Genomic DNA, 16,402 nt, shown 5'->3' with positions numbered 1-16,402 from the left:
ATGTTCGTGAAGCGTGCGTGAAGCGTGCGTGAAACGCCCCCTCCATCGACGGCGCATCGCCGCGATCCCCTCCCGGCCTGTCCCGCAAAGTGCACGCCTCTGTCTGCGCACGGCGGAACGAACCTCGGATGCTGCCTGCGAATCCAAGGATATCACTCGCCGTGACCGAAGCGTGGACCAGCCCGGTGTCGTTCACCGCGAAGCACGCAGTCACCACAAGACAGGAGAGCCGACATTCCGCCGGTAATTCCGCAATGGCCCACGTAACTTACATCCGGCGACTGGCCGCATGGTGGTGGCAGGCATAGTCTGGGGAGCAGTTGAAGTCGCGTTGGCGGCTGACGCAGCTTTTGAAGTCACGAGGGTGGTATGGACCGTCGACCGACCCGTCGCACCGCGCAGGTGGCGGCCTTCCTTGCAGCAATCATGCTGTTGTGCGGCCCGGCATGGGCGCAGGAAGACACGCAGGAACTTGCCAAGAAACTGTCCAATCCGATCGCCTCGCTGATCAGCGTCCCCTTCCAGTTCAACTATGATGGCGGCTACGGCCCGAGCGACGGCGACAAGGCCTATGTCAATATCCAGCCGGTCATTCCCTTCTCGCTCAACGCGGATTGGAACATGATCTCCCGCACCATCCTTCCCGTGGCCTGGCAGCAGGACATCGCCGGGCCTTCAGGCGATCAGTTCGGTCTCGGCGACATCACCCAAAGCCTGTTCTTCTCGCCTTCCAGGCCGACGGAAAACGGCATCGTGTGGGGCGTCGGACCGGTCTTCCTCATACCCACTGCGACCGACGATCTGCTCGGCGGGGAGAAATGGGGAGCAGGCCCCACCGCCGTCGTCCTCAAGCAGAGCGGCGGATGGACCGTCGGCATGCTGGCAAATCACATCTGGTCGTTCGCCGGCGACAGCAACCGCACCGATATCAACTCGACCTTCCTGCAGCCCTTCGTCTCCTACACGACCAAGGACGCCTGGACGTTCACGCTCAACACGGAAAGCACCTACAACTGGGAAGCGGAAGAATGGTCGGTCCCGATCAACTTCCAGGTCGCCAAGCTCCTGGTCATCGACAAGCAGCCGATCAGCCTCTTCGCCGGCGTCCGCTATTGGGCCGAAACCCCGGCAAGCGGTCCTGACGGGTTCGGGGTTCGCACCGGAATCACCTTCCTGTTCCCGAAAAAATGACCTTCGTCACCTTTTGAAACGTGAGGAGTAAACCAATGACAATCAAATACGCATCCGGCATCGCGATAGCGCTTGCGGGCCTGCTGTGCTCATCGGGACTGGCGCTCGCACAGGACGCGATCGCCCAGCCTGCGCAAAAGACGGTTGGCGCGCACACCACGAAAATGGTGCCGTCGCTTGCCGTTCTCAATTCCGGAGGCGCCAAGCTCGAGGGCGGCAAGCTGACGATGAGCAGCATCGCACCCAACTCCATCGTCTTCGCCGATCGCCCGGTGAGGGCGGCGGGGCATGTGCTCACCTCCGAATTCATCAAGCAATGGGATGAAGGCGCCGACAGCTTTGCCAAGGATCCGCCCAATGCGACGATCTCGGTGATGAACAGCGACGGGACGGCCATCGAGGACGCCGTCGTGGTCTTGAAATCGCCGAAGCTCGAAGGCAACACGCTGACGTTCGACGTCGCGGTGCTCGAAGGCGAGGTCAAGACGGCAAACGGGCCTGCCTCGCTTTTCATCGACTGGTTCGCGGCCCGCGGCGCTTATGGCCGGGTCGGCGTCGTCGGCGGTGTCGGCTTCCATGCTCCCGTATGGCACGGCGGCTGGTATGCCCATCCCGGCGCATATTACGGCGCCGGGCTGGCCACGGGAGCGATGATCGGAGCGGCCGCCGCGTCGGCATACCACCCCTACTATCCGCCGCCTGCCTGCGGCTACTACCCGTATCCGCCCTGCTACTAAGTCTCTGCTTTAACAACTATCGGTCGATGTCCAGGTCGCTGGACCCAGGAAAATCTCGAGGGATGAAATGAACATATCACGTCGCACTGTTTCAGTCGGTGGCCTGAGCCTGCTTGCCGCCACGTCGCTAAGCTCGACGGCGGCCAAGGCCGAAGGCCTGGTTGCGGACCTGATGGAAGGATCCGATGAATTTGCCGACGCCATCGAAGCCTACATCTACGGCTATCCGCTGGTGACGATGGAAATGACCCGCCGGGTCGTCACCAACGTCGCCGAGCCCGCGGGAACGAGGGGGCCGATGGGCCAACTTATCAAGGTCAGGGAGTATCCAAACGCCTCGTTCCGCGACATTACCGCGCCAAACGCGGATACGCTCTACACCACCGTGTTTCTCGATGTCGGCGACGAGCCGTGGGTCGTCAGCCTGCCGGACCTGAACGATCGTTATGCCCTGTTCCCGATGCTGGACGGCTGGACGACCGTTTTCGACGTCCCTGGAAAGCGCACCACCGGAACCGGAGCGCAGACCTTCGCTGTCACCGGCCCAGGCTGGGAAGGCACGCTGCCGGAAGGCGTCAAGCAGTACAAATCGCCGACCAGCATCGTCTGGCTGCTTGGCCGCATCTACTGCACGGGCACGCCCGAGGACTACGCCGAAGTCCATAAGATTCAGGACGAGGTGAAGGTCTACCCGCTGAGCGCCTGGGGCAAGGAATGGACGCCGCCGGCCGGCAAGGTCGATCCTTCGATCGACATGAAGACGCCGGTACGCGACCAGGTGAACAAGATGGACGCGGTCGAATACTTCACCCTGCTCGCCGAACTCCTGAAGCGCAATCCGCCTAACACGGCAGACGCGCCAATGATCGAGAAGCTGGCCCAGATCGGCATCGTGCCCGGACAGGACTTCGACAAGTCGAAATTCGATCCGGCTTTCGCCAAGCGCATTCCCCAGCTTGGCTTTGCCAAGATCATGCTGCACTTCAAATTCAGCGATGGCGACATCAAGAACATCGACGGCTGGGGCTTCACGACCAAGACCGGCATCTACGGCACCAACTATGTCCAGCGTGCCCTGATCACGGCGATCGGCCTTGGCGCCAACCGGCCGCAGGACGCGATCTATCCGACGTCCCTGAAGTCGGCCAGCGGGCTCATCAAGCGGAAATATGACGGCTCTGAAAAATACGTTCTGACCTTCAAGAAGGGCCTGACGCCGCCCGTCTCCGGCTTCTGGTCGCTGACCATGTATGACGAAAACTACTTCTTCGTCGACAACCCGCTGAACCGCTATTCGATCAGCGAGCGTCAGCCGCTGAAGGCCAACGCCGACGGGTCCATCGATCTCCTGATCCAGAACGAGTCTCCCGGCGCCGACAAGGAGTCCAACTGGCTCCCGGCGCCGAAGGGCAAGTTCATCCTGATGATGCGGCTGTATTGGCCGAACGAAAGCAATCCGTCGATCATCGACGGATCGTGGACCATCCCGCCGGCCAAGAAGGTGGGGTGAATCCGAAGTCTTCGCCCGACATGCGACGCACAAGCGTCGACCTGAACAAGTCCTGAGAGCGCGTGAATCTTTCGATTTTGGTGATCTCTGACACGAGTAAAATCAACGGGTTAGCCGGGCCTAAACCGTCGAAATTCGAACAGATTCACGCACTCTGAAGAGGACAACAAAATGAAAGCATTTCGCAGCAGGCTGCCTGGACTGACGATGCTGCTTGCGGCATCGACTTTCCTCGCCGGCACGATTGGAGCCGGTGCCCAGACGACCGAGATTCCGCAGATACTGATCACCCCGGACAGGGTCGACACGCACTTCGGTCCGCTGGAGTTCAAGGACGGTGCGCCCAGTCCCGCGACCGTCGACAAGGTCTACGACACGCTGGATTTCACCCGCGGCCTTGACGCTTTCCTGAACAGCTATGGCGGCGCGTCCGCCTATGCCCTCCGGAAAGGCTTTATGAGCATCGGCGCGAAAGACAACTCGGTTATCATCTTCTCCAAGCTCATGGATTCGCATTCGCTGTTCCTCACGGCCAATGCCGATACCATCTATTACATCTCGACCATCGACCTGACCAAAGGTCCCGTCGTGATCGAACAGCCTCCCAAGGCCGTCGGCACCATCAACGACATGTGGTTCGGTTGGATCGTCGATATCGGCTTTCCTGGCCCCGACCGTGGCGAAGGCGGAAGATACCTGCTCCTGCCGCCGGGCTATGACGGGCCGGTTCCGGAAGGTGGTTTCTACGTCGCGCGCTCGAAGACAAATCGGGTTCTCTACGCCGCTCGCGCATACCTCGAGAACAATGACCCGGCTCCCGCCATCGAGTCGATCAAGACCACGATGAAAATCTATCCGTACACGCCGGGCGGCGTCGGCACGAGCATCGCGACAGCCCTTGAGGGCACGGTCAGGCTTGCGGAAAACCCGCCGATTCCGGAGACCAAGTTCGTCGAGGGAAGCGGAAAGTCGTTCAACACGGTCCCGCCAAGCGACTACTCGTTCTTCGAGATGATCAACGCCAACGTCCAGGACGAACCGGCCAATTCATACAATACCGAACTCGCAGGGCAATTGGCGGCGATAGGCATCGTGAAGGGCAAGGAATTCAAGCCTGACGAACGGATGAAGAGGATACTCACCAACGCGGCTGCTGTTGGGAATGCCGCTTCCCGAGTGCTCAGCTGGCGTCCCAGGGATTCCCTCGACTGGACCTATTACCCCAACTCGTCCTGGGCCAATATGCTTTGGCAGGGCGGCGCAAATTTTGAAACGCCGCCGCCGATGATGACCAAGGAAGGGCTCTTCGCTCCGTTGCCGCCAACCGGCGCCACAACCCTCGATTCCAAGACGGCATTTTACTACAGCTACACGCTCGACTCGCCCGGCATGATCATGCGTGTTCCCCGCGTGGGTTCGCAGTATCTCATGGGTTACCTGGACGCCGAGAAGAAAGATCTCGACGGCGGCAAGACCTACAAGGTGACGCTGCCGAAGGATATCCCGGCGGCCGCCTTCTGGTCCTTCACGCTCTACGACAACCAGACGCGCTCCATGCTCCAGACGCCTCAGGGTTATCCCCGCGCCGGCAGCCAGAGCTATCCGTCGCCTGCCGCCGAAGCCGATGCGGACGGTTCCACGACGATCTGGTTCGGTCCGACGCAACCGGAGGGCGTGAAGCGCGGCAACTGGATCCAGACGATGCCCGGCAAGGGCTGGTTCACGCTGCTGCGCCTTTACAGCCCGCTCGAATCCTTCTTCACCAAGGAATGGCGTCTGAGCGAAATCGAGCTTGTTCGCTGACGCTCCGCATTGCCAACCAACAGAGCGCCCCGCGACCGAAAGGCCGCGGGGCGTGTCATCCGGGGTTGAGCGGCTATCAGCCGTATCCGCCCTGCTGCTAGGCGCTTGGCTCCCGCCCGTTTGACGACAATCGGCAACGACGACAATCCAATGGCAATCGAACTTCCGCATAGAGGGTCGACAGATGCGCGCAGGATTTAGATTCGGCCTTTTCGGCCTGACGACCATTTTGTTGGCGCTGTCCGGCCCTGCGGCCATGAGCGCCGAATGGCCGGACATCCGCGAGGCGAAGAATATCGCGGAGGAAGGGTTCATCTACGGGCTGCCGCTGGTGATGAATTATGCGGTCATGCAGGAGTTCGCCGTCGACAAGAACGCGGGACAGTTCAAGGCGCCGTTCAACGAGATTTACAGCTATCACCACGTCGCCACCCCCGAGGATACGGCAGTCATCACGCCGAACAGCGACACGCCCTACTCATTTCTCTGGCTGGATTTGCGCGCCGAGCCAATGGTCATCTCGGTGCCGGCGATCGAAAAGGACCGCTACTACGCAGTGCAGTTGATCGACGGCAACACCTACAATTTCGGCTACATCGGCACGCGCGCCACGGGACCCGAGGCGGGCGACTATCTGGTGGTCGGCCCCGACTGGAAAGGTGAAACGCCCGCCGGCATCAAGAAGGTCTTCCAATCGACGACGCCGTTCACGCTCGCGCTTGTCCGCACTCAACTCTTCAACCCCGACGACATGCCGAACGTCGAGAAGATCCAGGCCGGCTACAAGACGCAGCCGCTTTCCGCCTTCCTCGGACAATCCGCCCCGCCTGCCGCGCCGAAGATCGAGTTCCTTCCTGCTACAACCGCGGGGATCAAGGACAACTTCTTCCAATATCTCGACGCAGCCCTGCAATTCGTCCCCGAGACGGCAAGGGACAAGGATATTCGCGCGAAACTTGCAAAGATCGGCATCGGTCCGGGCAAGACCTTCGACTTCAAGGACCTGTCGCTCGAGCACAAAGCCGAATTCCTGGTGGCCATGAAGCAGGGTGATGACAAGGTCGACAAATGGCTGACCCACGGAAACAAAGTCATCAACGGCTGGAACGTCGGCGCGTTCCTTGGCGACGAGGCCTTCTACAATGGCGATTGGTTGATGCGGGCCGGGGCCGCCAAGGCCGGTCTCTATGGCAACGATGCCGCAGAAGCCATGTATCCCTATACCAGAACGGACGCGACCGGTGAGCCGCTCGACGGCAGCAGGCACAACTACACGATCACCTTTCCCGCCGGGCAACTTCCGCCGGTGAACTCCTTCTGGTCGGTGACGATGTACGACGGCAAGAGCCAGCTCCTGATCAAGAACCCGATCAATCGCTACCTCATCAACTCGCCGATGTTGCCGGGCATGAAGAAGAACGAGGATGGTTCGCTCACCCTCTATATCCAGAAAGACAGCCCCGGCGCGGACAAGGAAGCCAACTGGCTGCCCGCACCCAATGACACGATCTATCTCGTGATGCGACTGTACTGGCCGAAGACCGAAGCGCCTTCGATCCTGCCGGCCGGTGCAGGGACGTGGCAGCCGCCCGGTATCGTCGCGGCGCAATAATTTATCCCGACCATGAATTATCCCGACCATGCTGATGCGTGGCGTTGGCTATCGATGAGGAAAGAGCAAATGATACGAACGACGAGACTGCTTTGCGCCAGCGCCGCGATGGTGCTGATAAGCTTGGGCGCCGCGTCCGCCGATACGGCGCCGAAGATGAAAATGACGACGCCGATACCGGATTCGATCACAACGCCGGAGAGTGTGGAGACCCGGCTCGGCACGCTGAAATTCTTTGACGGCTTCCCCGATGACGCCACTTCGGAGAAGATATACGACCATCTCGACTTCATGCGTGGCGTCGAGTCCTTTCTCAACGCCATGCCCGGTGCATCCGTCGAGGCCCTGCGGATCGGCCTTGCCAGCCAAGGCGCCGACAACAACCAGACCATCCTGATCTTCGAAGACCTGATGGACTCGCATTCGCTGTTCCTGACAGGCAACACCGAAAGCATCTACAACCTCATGTGGCTGGACACCAAGGCCGGCCCGCTGGTCATCGAGACGCCGCCCAATATCCTCGGCATGATCGACAGCCACTGGTTCGAATATGTCGGCGATGTCGGCAATGCCGGCCCGGACAAGGGCAAGGGCGGAAAATACCTGCTTTTGCCACCGGGCTATGAAGGCGAGATACCGGAAGGCTATTTCGTGTTCCGATCCTCCACCTATGGAAACCTGTTCTTCTGGCGCGGTTTCCTCGAGAACGGCAGCACCGCGACCGCCGTGGAAAATACCAGGAAGTACGCCAAGGTCTATCCGCTTTCCGAAGCCGGGAACCCACCGCCGATGAAGATCGTCGACGTCTCGGGCAGAGAGTTCAACACCATCCACTCCAACGACTTCCATTTCTACGAGGAAGTCAACGACATCGTCCAATACGAGCCGAACGAGGCGTACCACCCGGAAGTGCTGGGACAACTCGCCTCGATCGGAATCGTCAAGGGCAAGCCCTTCGCGCCCGACGAGCGGATGAAGAAGATCCTCACCGAAGCCGTGGCGGTCGGCAATGCGACGGCGCGCACCATCACCTTCAAGACCCGCATGAAGGACGCCTATTATTATCCCGACAGCGCCTGGTTCACCGGCTTTGTCGGCGGCAGCTACGAGTTTCTCCTGCAGCCCGGCGTTCGCTACCTGGATGCCCGTGTCCTGTTCCACTACTATGCGACGGGTATCACGCCGGCCATGGCGATAAAGCGCGTCGGCATCGGTTCGCAGTACGCCGGCGCCACGACCGACAAGGACGGCAAGCCGTTGGATGGCGGCAAGACCTATAAGGTGCACCTCCCGCCGAACATTCCGGCAAAGGAATTCTGGTCGTTCGTAGTGTATGACAATCAGACGCGTTCGATGCTGCAGACAGACCAGCAATTCCCCAGCATCGGCAGCGACAAGAAAGGCATTGTGATCAACCCGGACTCCTCGGTCGACGTCTGGTTCGGACCGACAGCGCCGGAAGGCCATGAGGCCAACTGGGTCCAGACGATTCCCGGCAAGGGCTGGAACGTTCTGCTTCGCCTCTATGGTCCGCTGGAGCCGTGGTTCGACAAGACCTGGAAGCCGGGCGAGTTCGAGCTCGTTCGCTGACGCTCCGCATTGCCAACCAACCGAGCGCCCCGTGACCGAAAGGCCGCGGGGCGTTTTTTATCCAATCCACGAGAGCGCCTGCGGCCTGCTCTGCCGGGACGACAACGCTGTCGATGAACGAACGGTCCGGTGACCTTACGTGCATGCGATCCGCGCCTGCACACCAGGCACCCTCGCCTGCCCCGTCTAAGCCACCACCACGATCGGCGTCTTGCCCTTGCCCTTCACCCGGTCGTAGAGGTCGATGACATCCTGGTTGATCATGCGCACGCAGCCCGACGAGGCGGCCTTGCCGATCGAGCGCCATTCCGGCGTGCCGTGGACACGGAACAGCGTGTCCACGCCGTCCTTGTAGATATAGAGCGCCCGCGCGCCGAGCGGATTGTCCAGCCCGCCTGGCTGACCGCCGGCATATTTCTTCAGCGCCGGCTTTCGCGCCACCATTTCGGAAGGCGGCGTCCAGGTCGGCCATTTGCGCGCATGGTCGACCACGGCGCGGCCCGACCAGACAAATCCTTCCTTGCCGATCGACACGCCGTAGCGGATCGCGTCGCCATTCTCCTGCACCAGATAGAGATGGCGCTTCTGCAGATGGACGACGATGGTGCCCGGCGCCTCGCCGGTGGGGTCGACCACCAGCCGTCTGAGGTGGATCGGCTTCAACTGGTCCGGCGGGACCGCGGGTAGCCGGAATCCACTGTCGGTGACCGAGGCATACATAAGCTCCGGCTGGCCGAGATTTCCGTAGCCGCCGGGATTGGGGCCGACCGAGGCGGTCTTGATCTCCTCGGAGACCGGCGGCGGCGCGGGTTTAGGCGGGGCGGGCGGCGTCATCGCCGCCACTTTCGGCTGGCTTCCCGGCAGGCCGATGTCGATGCTGCGGCTGCAGCCGCCGAGCATCAGCGCACCGAGGCCGGCGAGCGCGGTACGCCGGCTGACAGGCTGCGACAAAGACGGTCCGGCGGTCTGCACCGGGGCGGAAATGGCAAGCTTCATCATGCCTGCAAGGCTACACCGGAAAGATCGAATGTACTGTGTCCGTTCACCCTCTCTGTCAAATCTTCACGAAACGTGGTTAGCGAAGAGTAAATATATTAACTAACTGATATAAAACACTTTTATGGAATTTCTGGTGCCTTGAGCCTGCTGTTTCCGGCATTCTGCACACGCCGACACCAGAACTCCTCCTTTGCGTCACAATCTCGACCGGAGCCGTTCCTACCTGTCCGTCGGAAACCCCGTGAGGACGTCATGACCGAGTCGCTGAAGAACCAGTTCGCCGTGCTTTTGGCCGGGGCGCTTGCCGTCGGCCCGCTGCTTGCGGCCAGCGCCGGCTTGATCGCGCTTCTGTCGGCGGGGGTGTTCTGATGGACAATCGTCAACGCCCCTCCTTGCCTGCCGCATCGCGCACGCAAGGCCCCTTTACATCTCCGCGCTGGCAGGGATTTATCCATTCCTTTGAGGATAGGAGACATCCATGTCGTTTGAAGCCTGGGCGGCCTTCGCTGCGGCATCTGCAATCCTTCTGATCATCCCGGGGCCGACGATCCTGCTCGTCGTGTCCTACGCACTCGGCCAGGGGTGGCGCACCGCGCTGCCCATGGCGGTCGGCGTCGCGCTCGGCGACTTCACTGCCATGACGCTGTCGATGCTGGGCATCGGCGCGCTGCTCGCCGCCTCAGCCACTGTCTTCACCCTGTTGAAATGGATCGGCGCCGCGTACCTGATCTATCTCGGCATAAAACTCTTTCGCGCCGGCGGCACGCTCAAGGCCGAGCCGCGCACCGACGCGACATCCGCCGCGAAGATGATGGCGCATGCCTGGCTGGTCACCGCCCTCAATCCGAAAAGCATCACCTTCTTCGTCGCCTTCCTGCCGCAGTTTTTGAACCATGAGGCGGATTTCTGGACGCAGATGCTGGTGTTCGAAGCGACCTTCCTGGCGCTCGCCTTCGCCAATGCCTTCGGCTATGCTCTGGTGGCGGCGCGCGCCCGCGACCTCGTGCGAAACCCCCGCGCGCTGCGCATCTTCAACCGCACCGGCGGCTCGCTGCTGGTCGGTGCGGGCATCGCAACCGTGGCGCTGCGGCCGGCAACCTGAGTGAGGCGAGGAAAACGATGGCGGACAGGCAAACCCTCACCGGCGCCTCCGACGCCGCTGCCGTATTGTTCGAAACGGCCCAGCACGAGTTGCGCTGTTTCGTCGGTGATCCGGTGGCCTCGGTCGAGGCAGCACTTGCCGACAGCCCCGACTTCGCCATGGCGCATGCCTTCAAGGGATGGCTCTACGGCCTCTCCACCGACAAGGAGGCGATGCCGGTAACGCAGGCCTGCGCCGAGGCCGCCGCCCGCCTGGCAGGCACGGAGCGCGAGCGAACACATGCCGCCGCCCTAGGCGACCTCGCCGCCGGCGGCTGGCATCGGGCCGGAAAGCGGCTTGCTGCCCACACCGAAACGCAGCCGCTGGACGCGCTGGCGCTGCAAGCCGGCCACCAGATCGATTTCTTCACCGGCAACGCTGAAATGCTGCGCGACCGCATTGCCCGGGCCCTTCCGGCATGGTCGCCGGACATCCCCGGATATCACGCGATCCTCGGCATGCAGGCGTTCGGCCTCGAGGAGAACGCCGAGTATGCCGAGGCCGAAAAGTTCGGCCGCCGCGCTGTCGACATCGAGCCGCATGACGGATGGGCCCAGCACGCCGTCGCCCATGTCATGGAGATGCAATCCCGCCAGCACGACGGCATCGCCTGGATGCGCGACAATGAGGCGGGCTGGACCGAGGGCAGTTTCCTGCAGGTGCACAACTGGTGGCACCTGTCGCTCTTCCACTACGATCTCGGCGAGACGGAGCAGGTGCTGGCCCTCTATGACGGGCCGATCTACGGCAGCGGCTCGACGCTGGCGCTCAATCTGCTCGACGCCTCGGCGATCCTCTGGCGGCTCATGCTCGGCGGCATCGACATCGGCAGCCGCTGGTCGCCGCTCGCCGAAAACTGGCTGCCCAAGGCGCGCGACAGCAATTACGCCTTCAACGACATGCACGCCATGATGGCCTTTGTCGGCGCCGGCCGCGACGACGCCGCGCGCGACCTGCTCGCCGCGCAGGAAGTGGCGATGCGGGCCGACGACGACAACGCAGCCTTCACCCGCGAGGTCGGCCGCCCGGCAACCCTCGGCATCAAGGCGTTCGGCGAAGGCCGCTACGCCGACGCGGTCGAAGCACTCCGCCCACTGCCGGCGATCGCCCATCTGTTCGGCGGCAGCCATGCCCAGCGCGACGTGATCGCCCTGACGCTGATCGAGGCGGCGCTTCGCGCCGGCGACGGATATCTGGCCCGCGATCTCACCGCGAAACGGCTGGCGGCCCGCCCCGCCAGCCCGCTGTCGGCGCTGTTTGCGCGGCGTGCGGCAATGCTTCCGCCCCCCGCCTGACCGTCCGCGGTGTCGTTGATCTCAGCGGCCTTGCAGGATGCGGATGACTTTCGGCGTCGGACGCCCGGCCACGAAGGCCTGATAATCGGCATAGGAAAGGCGGCCCGAAGCCGTGGCGGCAACGACGCGCCGGCACACGACCGTCTTCACCGTAGCCACGGAACTGTTCGTCAGCGCCGCCAGGATTTCCATTTCCTTCTTGGAGGGATGGGCTTTCCTGACGCAATCCGCCACCACCATCGACCGCAGCTTGGGGCTTCCGTCCAGCGCCGTCTGCGCCACCTCGTATTTCTCCTTGCTCATCGTACAGCCAGCCAGCGCCAGCAGCGCGACGCCAGCCAGAATTGAAATCCGCTTCACAATACCCCCCGCAAGTATGAGTTTGCCCGCCTGAATTCATACTTTCAACCATAGCGCGCAGCAGCTCATCCTTCGTCAGACATTCGCGTCGCCGTGCACCTCATCTTCCGTTATTTATTCCGAGCATCGAAAAAAATCTTCGACAGACCGCCTTTTTGCCCATTCGCTTGGACAGTTTTTTTGGTATGAAATCCCCAGTCGGCAGCGAATGGCCAGACGCCGCGCCGCCTGAGAATGACTGCCGGGTCACGCGCCTGGCAGCAGGGAGGATGGGATGTATCTCGGCATAGACCTCGGCACGTCCGGCGTGAAACTCCTGCTGATCGGCGGCGACCAGCAGATCGTCGGCTCGGCCAGCGCGCCGATCGAGGTTTCGCGGCCCAATCCCGGCTGGTCGGAGCAGGATCCCGCCGACTGGATCGCCGCCACCGAGGACGCCGTCACCGCGCTGAAGGCAAAACATCCGAAGGAGATGGCGACGGTCAAGGGCATCGGCCTGTCCGGCCACATGCATGGCGCGACCATTCTGGGCGACGGCGACGCCGTGCTGCGCCCCTGCATCCTGTGGAACGACACCCGCAGTTTCCGTGAAGCGGCGGAACTCGACTCCGATCCGCGCTTCCGAAAGATCACCGGCAACATCGTTTTCCCCGGCTTCACCGCGCCCAAGCTCGTCTGGGTCAGGAACAACGAGCCGGAGGTCTTCGCGAAAGTCCGAAAAGTCCTGCTGCCCAAGGATTACCTGCGGCTGTGGCTGACCGGCGAGCATATTTCCGAAATGTCGGATTCCGCCGGCACTTCCTGGCTGGACACGGCCAAGCGAAAATGGTCGGCGCCGCTGCTCGAGGCCACGCATCTGCGTGAAGAACACATGCCGTCTCTGGTCGAGGGCACGGAGCCGGCCGGCATCCTGCGCGCCGAGCTCGCCGCCCGCTGGGGTCTCGGCCAAGGCATCGTCGTGGCCGGCGGCGCGGGCGACAATGCGGCCTCGGCCTGCGGAATGGGCACGGTCAAGGCTGGGCATGCCTTCGTCTCGCTCGGCACGTCGGGCGTGCTGTTTGCCGCCAACGATTCCTATCTCCCCAACCCCGAAAGCGCCGTCCACGCCTTCTGCCACGCGCTGCCGAATACCTGGCATCAGATGGGCGTCATCCTGTCCGCGACGGATTCGCTGAACTGGCTCTCCGGCATCACGGGCAGGAGCGCCGGCGACCTCACCACCGCTCTGGGTGAAGGGCTGCGCAAGCCGACCGGCGTGACCTTCCTGCCCTATCTCTCCGGCGAGCGCACGCCGCACAACGACGCCGTCATCCGCGGCTCCTTCACCGGGCTGGCGCATGAATCGGATGTAGCTGCGCTGACGCAAGCGGTGCTGGAAGGCGTCGCCTTCGCTTTCCGCGACAGCCTGCACGCCTTGCATGCCGCCGGTACGGAACTGTCTCGCGTCACCGCCGTCGGCGGCGGCTCGCGCTCGCATTACTGGCTGAAGGCCATCGCAACTGCACTCGGCATCCCCGTCGACATCCCGGCCGACGGCGATTTCGGCGCGGCCTTCGGCGCCGCCCGCCTCGGCCTGATCGCCGCCGAGAACGCCGACCCGCACGCCGTGCTCACCGCCCCCGCCACCGCCGAGACGATCGACCCGGTCGACAAACTCAGCGCGGCCTACGACGAAGCCTACGCCCGCTACCGCGCGCTCTACCCGGCGATCCGGGGCACGATGTGAGCGGGGCGATGCGATCCAGCCGCATGTCGCGCCTAGCTGGAACACCCCTCATCCGTCTCGCCCTTCGGGCTCGACACCTTCTCCCACAGGGGGAGAAGGTGGAGCGCTGGCGGTCCGCCTCTGCAAATCTCCAACATTGGCGACTGGCGGCAGCGTCGGCGCGAAACGCCACCTTCTCCCCTTGTGGGAGAAGGTGGCCGCGCGAAGCGCGGTCGGATGAGGGGTGCTGGACGGAGTGCGACCGCGCAGTGCAACTGCTACCCCGGCACCTTGTCCAAAAACCCCCGCACGCTCTTCAGCCTGCCACCCTCGATGATCCCGACATCGGTGCCCTCGATCACCGACTCCGTCCCTTCCGGCCCGAGCGCCCACGAGAAGCGGATAGTGTCGGCAAAGCCGTCCGGCGTTCCCTTCAGCGAGAACCGGAAGCCGGCAAATTTCTGGTGGACACCGTCGATAAGCGCACCGACTCCGTCATGGCCCTCGCCCTTCATGATCGGATCGGCATAGCTGATGTCATCGGTGAAAGCCGCGCCGAGAAGCCCTCCCCGTTCAGCCGCATCCGTCGCGTTCCACGCCGCGATGTAGCGTTCGGCGATCATATTCAAGTCGGTCATGGCCCTGTCTCCTGTGCTTCGAGTTTCGACACGGGCTTTGTCGGCCACCGGCGCAGGCAATCCAATTACGCGACAGGTAATCGGCCGCGCGCCAATCACCCAATCCGGCGCAGTCGAGCCGGCCAACTGAAATTCGAGAGGAGATCGACGACATGAGCACGGGATTTTTCGGCGACATCAAGCCGGCGCAATATGAAGGGCCGGATTCGACCAATCCGCTGGCCTATCGCTTCTACAACAAGGACGAAATCGTCGCCGGCAAGCGCATGGAAGACCATCTGCGCTTTGCCGTCGCCTACTGGCACTCCTTCGCCTGGCCGGGCGGCGATCCGTTCGGCGGGCAGACGTTCGAGCGCCCATGGTTCGGCGAGAGCATGGACAATGCGAAGCTGAAAGCCGACGTCGCCTTCGAGATGTTTACGCTGCTCGGCGCCCCATACTACTGCTTCCACGACGCCGACGTGCGGCCCGAGGGCAAAAGCTTCGCCGAAAGTGCGGCGCGCCTCGACGAGATCGTCGACATTTTTGCGAAGAAGCAGGCCGAGACCGGCGTAAAACTTCTGTGGGGCACGGCGAACCTGTTCTCCAACCGCCGCTTCATGTCGGGCGCGGCCACCAATCCCGATCCCGACGTTTTTCTCTACTCGGCGGCGACGGTAAAGCGCTGCATCGACGCCACCAAGAAGCTGGGCGGCGAGAACTATGTGCTGTGGGGCGGCCGCGAGGGCTACGAAACCTTGCTCAACACCGACCTGAAACGCGAGCGCCAGCAGGCCGGCCGCTTCCTGCAGATGGTCGTCGACTACAAGCACAAGATCGGCTTCAACGGCACCATCCTGATCGAGCCGAAGCCGCAGGAGCCGACAAAACACCAGTACGACTACGACGTCGCCACAGTATACGGCTTCCTCAAGGACTTTGGGCTGGAGAACGAGGTCAAGGTCAACATCGAGCAGGGCCACGCCATCCTCGCCGGCCATTCCTTCGAGCACGAACTGGCGCTGGCAGGCAGCCTCGGCATCTTCGGCTCGATCGACATGAACCGCAACGACTACCAGTCGGGCTGGGACACCGACCAGTTCCCCAACAACGTGCCGGAAATGGCGTTGGCCTATTATTACGTGCTGCAGGCTGGCGGCTTCACCACCGGCGGTACAAATTTCGACGCAAAGCTGCGCCGCCAGTCGCTCGACCCGCAGGACCTGCTCATCGGCCATATCGGCGCCATGGACTGCTGCGCCCGCGGCCTCAAGGCGGCGGCCAAAATGGTCGAGGACAAGGCGCTCTCCGGCCCGCTCGCCGAGCGCTACGCCGGTTGGGACGGCGCCGAGGCCAAGAAGGTCTTGGCCGGCGGCTATACGCTGGACGAGATCGAGCATTATGTGACCAGCCGTGGCATCGAACCCCAGCCGCGCTCCGGCCGCCAGGAATTTCTGGAGAACGTCGTCAACCGTTACGTGTAGTCGAAACGGGTTCGTTTCGCCCCCCGACTTCATCCACCTGCCTGCGCCTTCTCCCCTTGAACGGGGAGAAGGCGTTCCAGCCGGCCATCCTTCGATCCGAAAACCGGTCCTGCTTCTAAGTCTGCGGCAGCGGCGAAATCGGCACTCTCGCATCGACAAAAATCAGCCGCCAGCCAAGCCGAACGGCTGAAAACATCGTGCCGAACGGCCTTTTTGCGCCATTTGTGAAGCCCGTCAGGCCGTTTCCGACGAAACGCTGCGACAAGCTCTTGAAATGCAACGATCTTCCGGGCTTCACGGACCAGAGGAGAAGATGCCCGGCGGCCGGGCAATCTCTCGGGAGCGCCCCGAATTCCCA

At 62.6% G+C, this 16,402-nt stretch carries 13 protein-coding genes; 10 read left to right on the top strand and 3 right to left on the bottom strand.

Features of this window, described 5'->3' with window-relative positions; genetic code table 11:
• Positions 1-426 precede the first annotated feature (426 nt).
• From ACSBOB_RS05505 to ACSBOB_RS05480, 6 genes are all read left to right on the top strand, one after another.
• Positions 427-1,191: a transporter gene (locus ACSBOB_RS05505; RefSeq protein WP_442583648.1), complete on the top strand. Its 765-nt coding sequence runs from the start codon at positions 427-429 to the stop codon at positions 1,189-1,191.
• Positions 1,192-1,226: 35 nt separating this feature from the next.
• Positions 1,227-1,928, top strand: coding sequence for a hypothetical protein (locus tag ACSBOB_RS05500; protein WP_442581449.1), 702 nt, complete (start codon positions 1,227-1,229; stop codon positions 1,926-1,928).
• A 67-nt stretch (positions 1,929-1,995) separates the two neighbouring features.
• A complete protein-coding gene (locus ACSBOB_RS05495) occupies positions 1,996-3,438 on the top strand; it encodes a DUF1254 domain-containing protein (RefSeq protein ID WP_442581448.1) in 1,443 nt (480 codons plus the stop codon).
• Positions 3,439-3,609: 171 nt separating this feature from the next.
• Positions 3,610-5,241, top strand: a complete 1,632-nt coding sequence (locus ACSBOB_RS05490) for a DUF1254 domain-containing protein (protein ID WP_442581447.1) — start codon at positions 3,610-3,612, stop codon at positions 5,239-5,241.
• 256 nt (positions 5,242-5,497) lie between these two features.
• Entirely contained in the window at positions 5,498-6,853 is a 1,356-nt protein-coding gene (locus ACSBOB_RS05485) for a DUF1254 domain-containing protein (protein ID WP_442583647.1), read from the top strand.
• Positions 6,854-6,922: 69 nt separating this feature from the next.
• Positions 6,923-8,443 carry a DUF1254 domain-containing protein gene (locus ACSBOB_RS05480; protein WP_442581446.1) on the top strand — a complete coding sequence of 507 codons (1,521 nt, stop codon included), beginning with the start codon at positions 6,923-6,925 and terminating at the stop codon, positions 8,441-8,443.
• A 186-nt stretch (positions 8,444-8,629) separates the two neighbouring features.
• On the opposite strand, the gene ACSBOB_RS05475 is transcribed toward ACSBOB_RS05480, so the two are convergent.
• On the bottom strand, positions 8,630-9,442 hold the full coding sequence (locus tag ACSBOB_RS05475) for a L,D-transpeptidase (protein WP_442581445.1): 813 nt from the start codon (positions 9,440-9,442) through the stop codon (positions 8,630-8,632).
• 478 nt (positions 9,443-9,920) lie between these two features.
• Here ACSBOB_RS05475 and ACSBOB_RS05470 point away from each other — a divergent pair, with 478 nt between their 5' ends.
• Both ACSBOB_RS05470 and ACSBOB_RS05465 read left to right on the top strand, forming a co-directional pair.
• Positions 9,921-10,544, top strand: coding sequence for a LysE family translocator (locus ACSBOB_RS05470; protein ID WP_442581444.1), 624 nt, complete (start codon positions 9,921-9,923; stop codon positions 10,542-10,544).
• A gap of 17 nt (positions 10,545-10,561) precedes the next feature.
• A complete protein-coding gene (locus ACSBOB_RS05465; protein ID WP_442581443.1) occupies positions 10,562-11,878 on the top strand; it encodes a tetratricopeptide repeat protein in 1,317 nt (438 codons plus the stop codon).
• A gap of 21 nt (positions 11,879-11,899) precedes the next feature.
• Here the strand turns inward: ACSBOB_RS05465 and ACSBOB_RS05460 are convergent, their stop codons facing one another.
• Positions 11,900-12,238, bottom strand: a complete 339-nt coding sequence (locus ACSBOB_RS05460; protein ID WP_442581442.1) for a hypothetical protein — start codon at positions 12,236-12,238, stop codon at positions 11,900-11,902.
• A gap of 274 nt (positions 12,239-12,512) precedes the next feature.
• Here ACSBOB_RS05460 and xylB point away from each other — a divergent pair, with 274 nt between their 5' ends.
• Entirely contained in the window at positions 12,513-13,964 is a 1,452-nt protein-coding gene (gene xylB / locus ACSBOB_RS05455) for a xylulokinase (protein ID WP_442581441.1), read from the top strand.
• A gap of 257 nt (positions 13,965-14,221) precedes the next feature.
• On the opposite strand, the gene ACSBOB_RS05450 is transcribed toward xylB, so the two are convergent.
• Entirely contained in the window at positions 14,222-14,581 is a 360-nt protein-coding gene (locus ACSBOB_RS05450) for a nuclear transport factor 2 family protein (protein WP_442581440.1), read from the bottom strand.
• Positions 14,582-14,733: 152 nt separating this feature from the next.
• On the opposite strand from ACSBOB_RS05450, the gene xylA reads away from it, so the two are divergent.
• Positions 14,734-16,044, top strand: a complete 1,311-nt coding sequence (xylA, locus tag ACSBOB_RS05445; RefSeq protein ID WP_442581439.1) for a xylose isomerase — start codon at positions 14,734-14,736, stop codon at positions 16,042-16,044.
• Positions 16,045-16,402: the final 358 nt, after the last annotated feature.

The sequence above is a fragment of the Mesorhizobium sp. KACC 23794 genome, from assembly GCF_052180275.1.
Taxonomy (GTDB): Bacteria; Pseudomonadota; Alphaproteobacteria; order Rhizobiales; family Rhizobiaceae; genus Kumtagia.
Note: the sequence above shows the minus strand (reverse complement) of the source record. Positions and strands in the feature narration are given on the sequence as shown.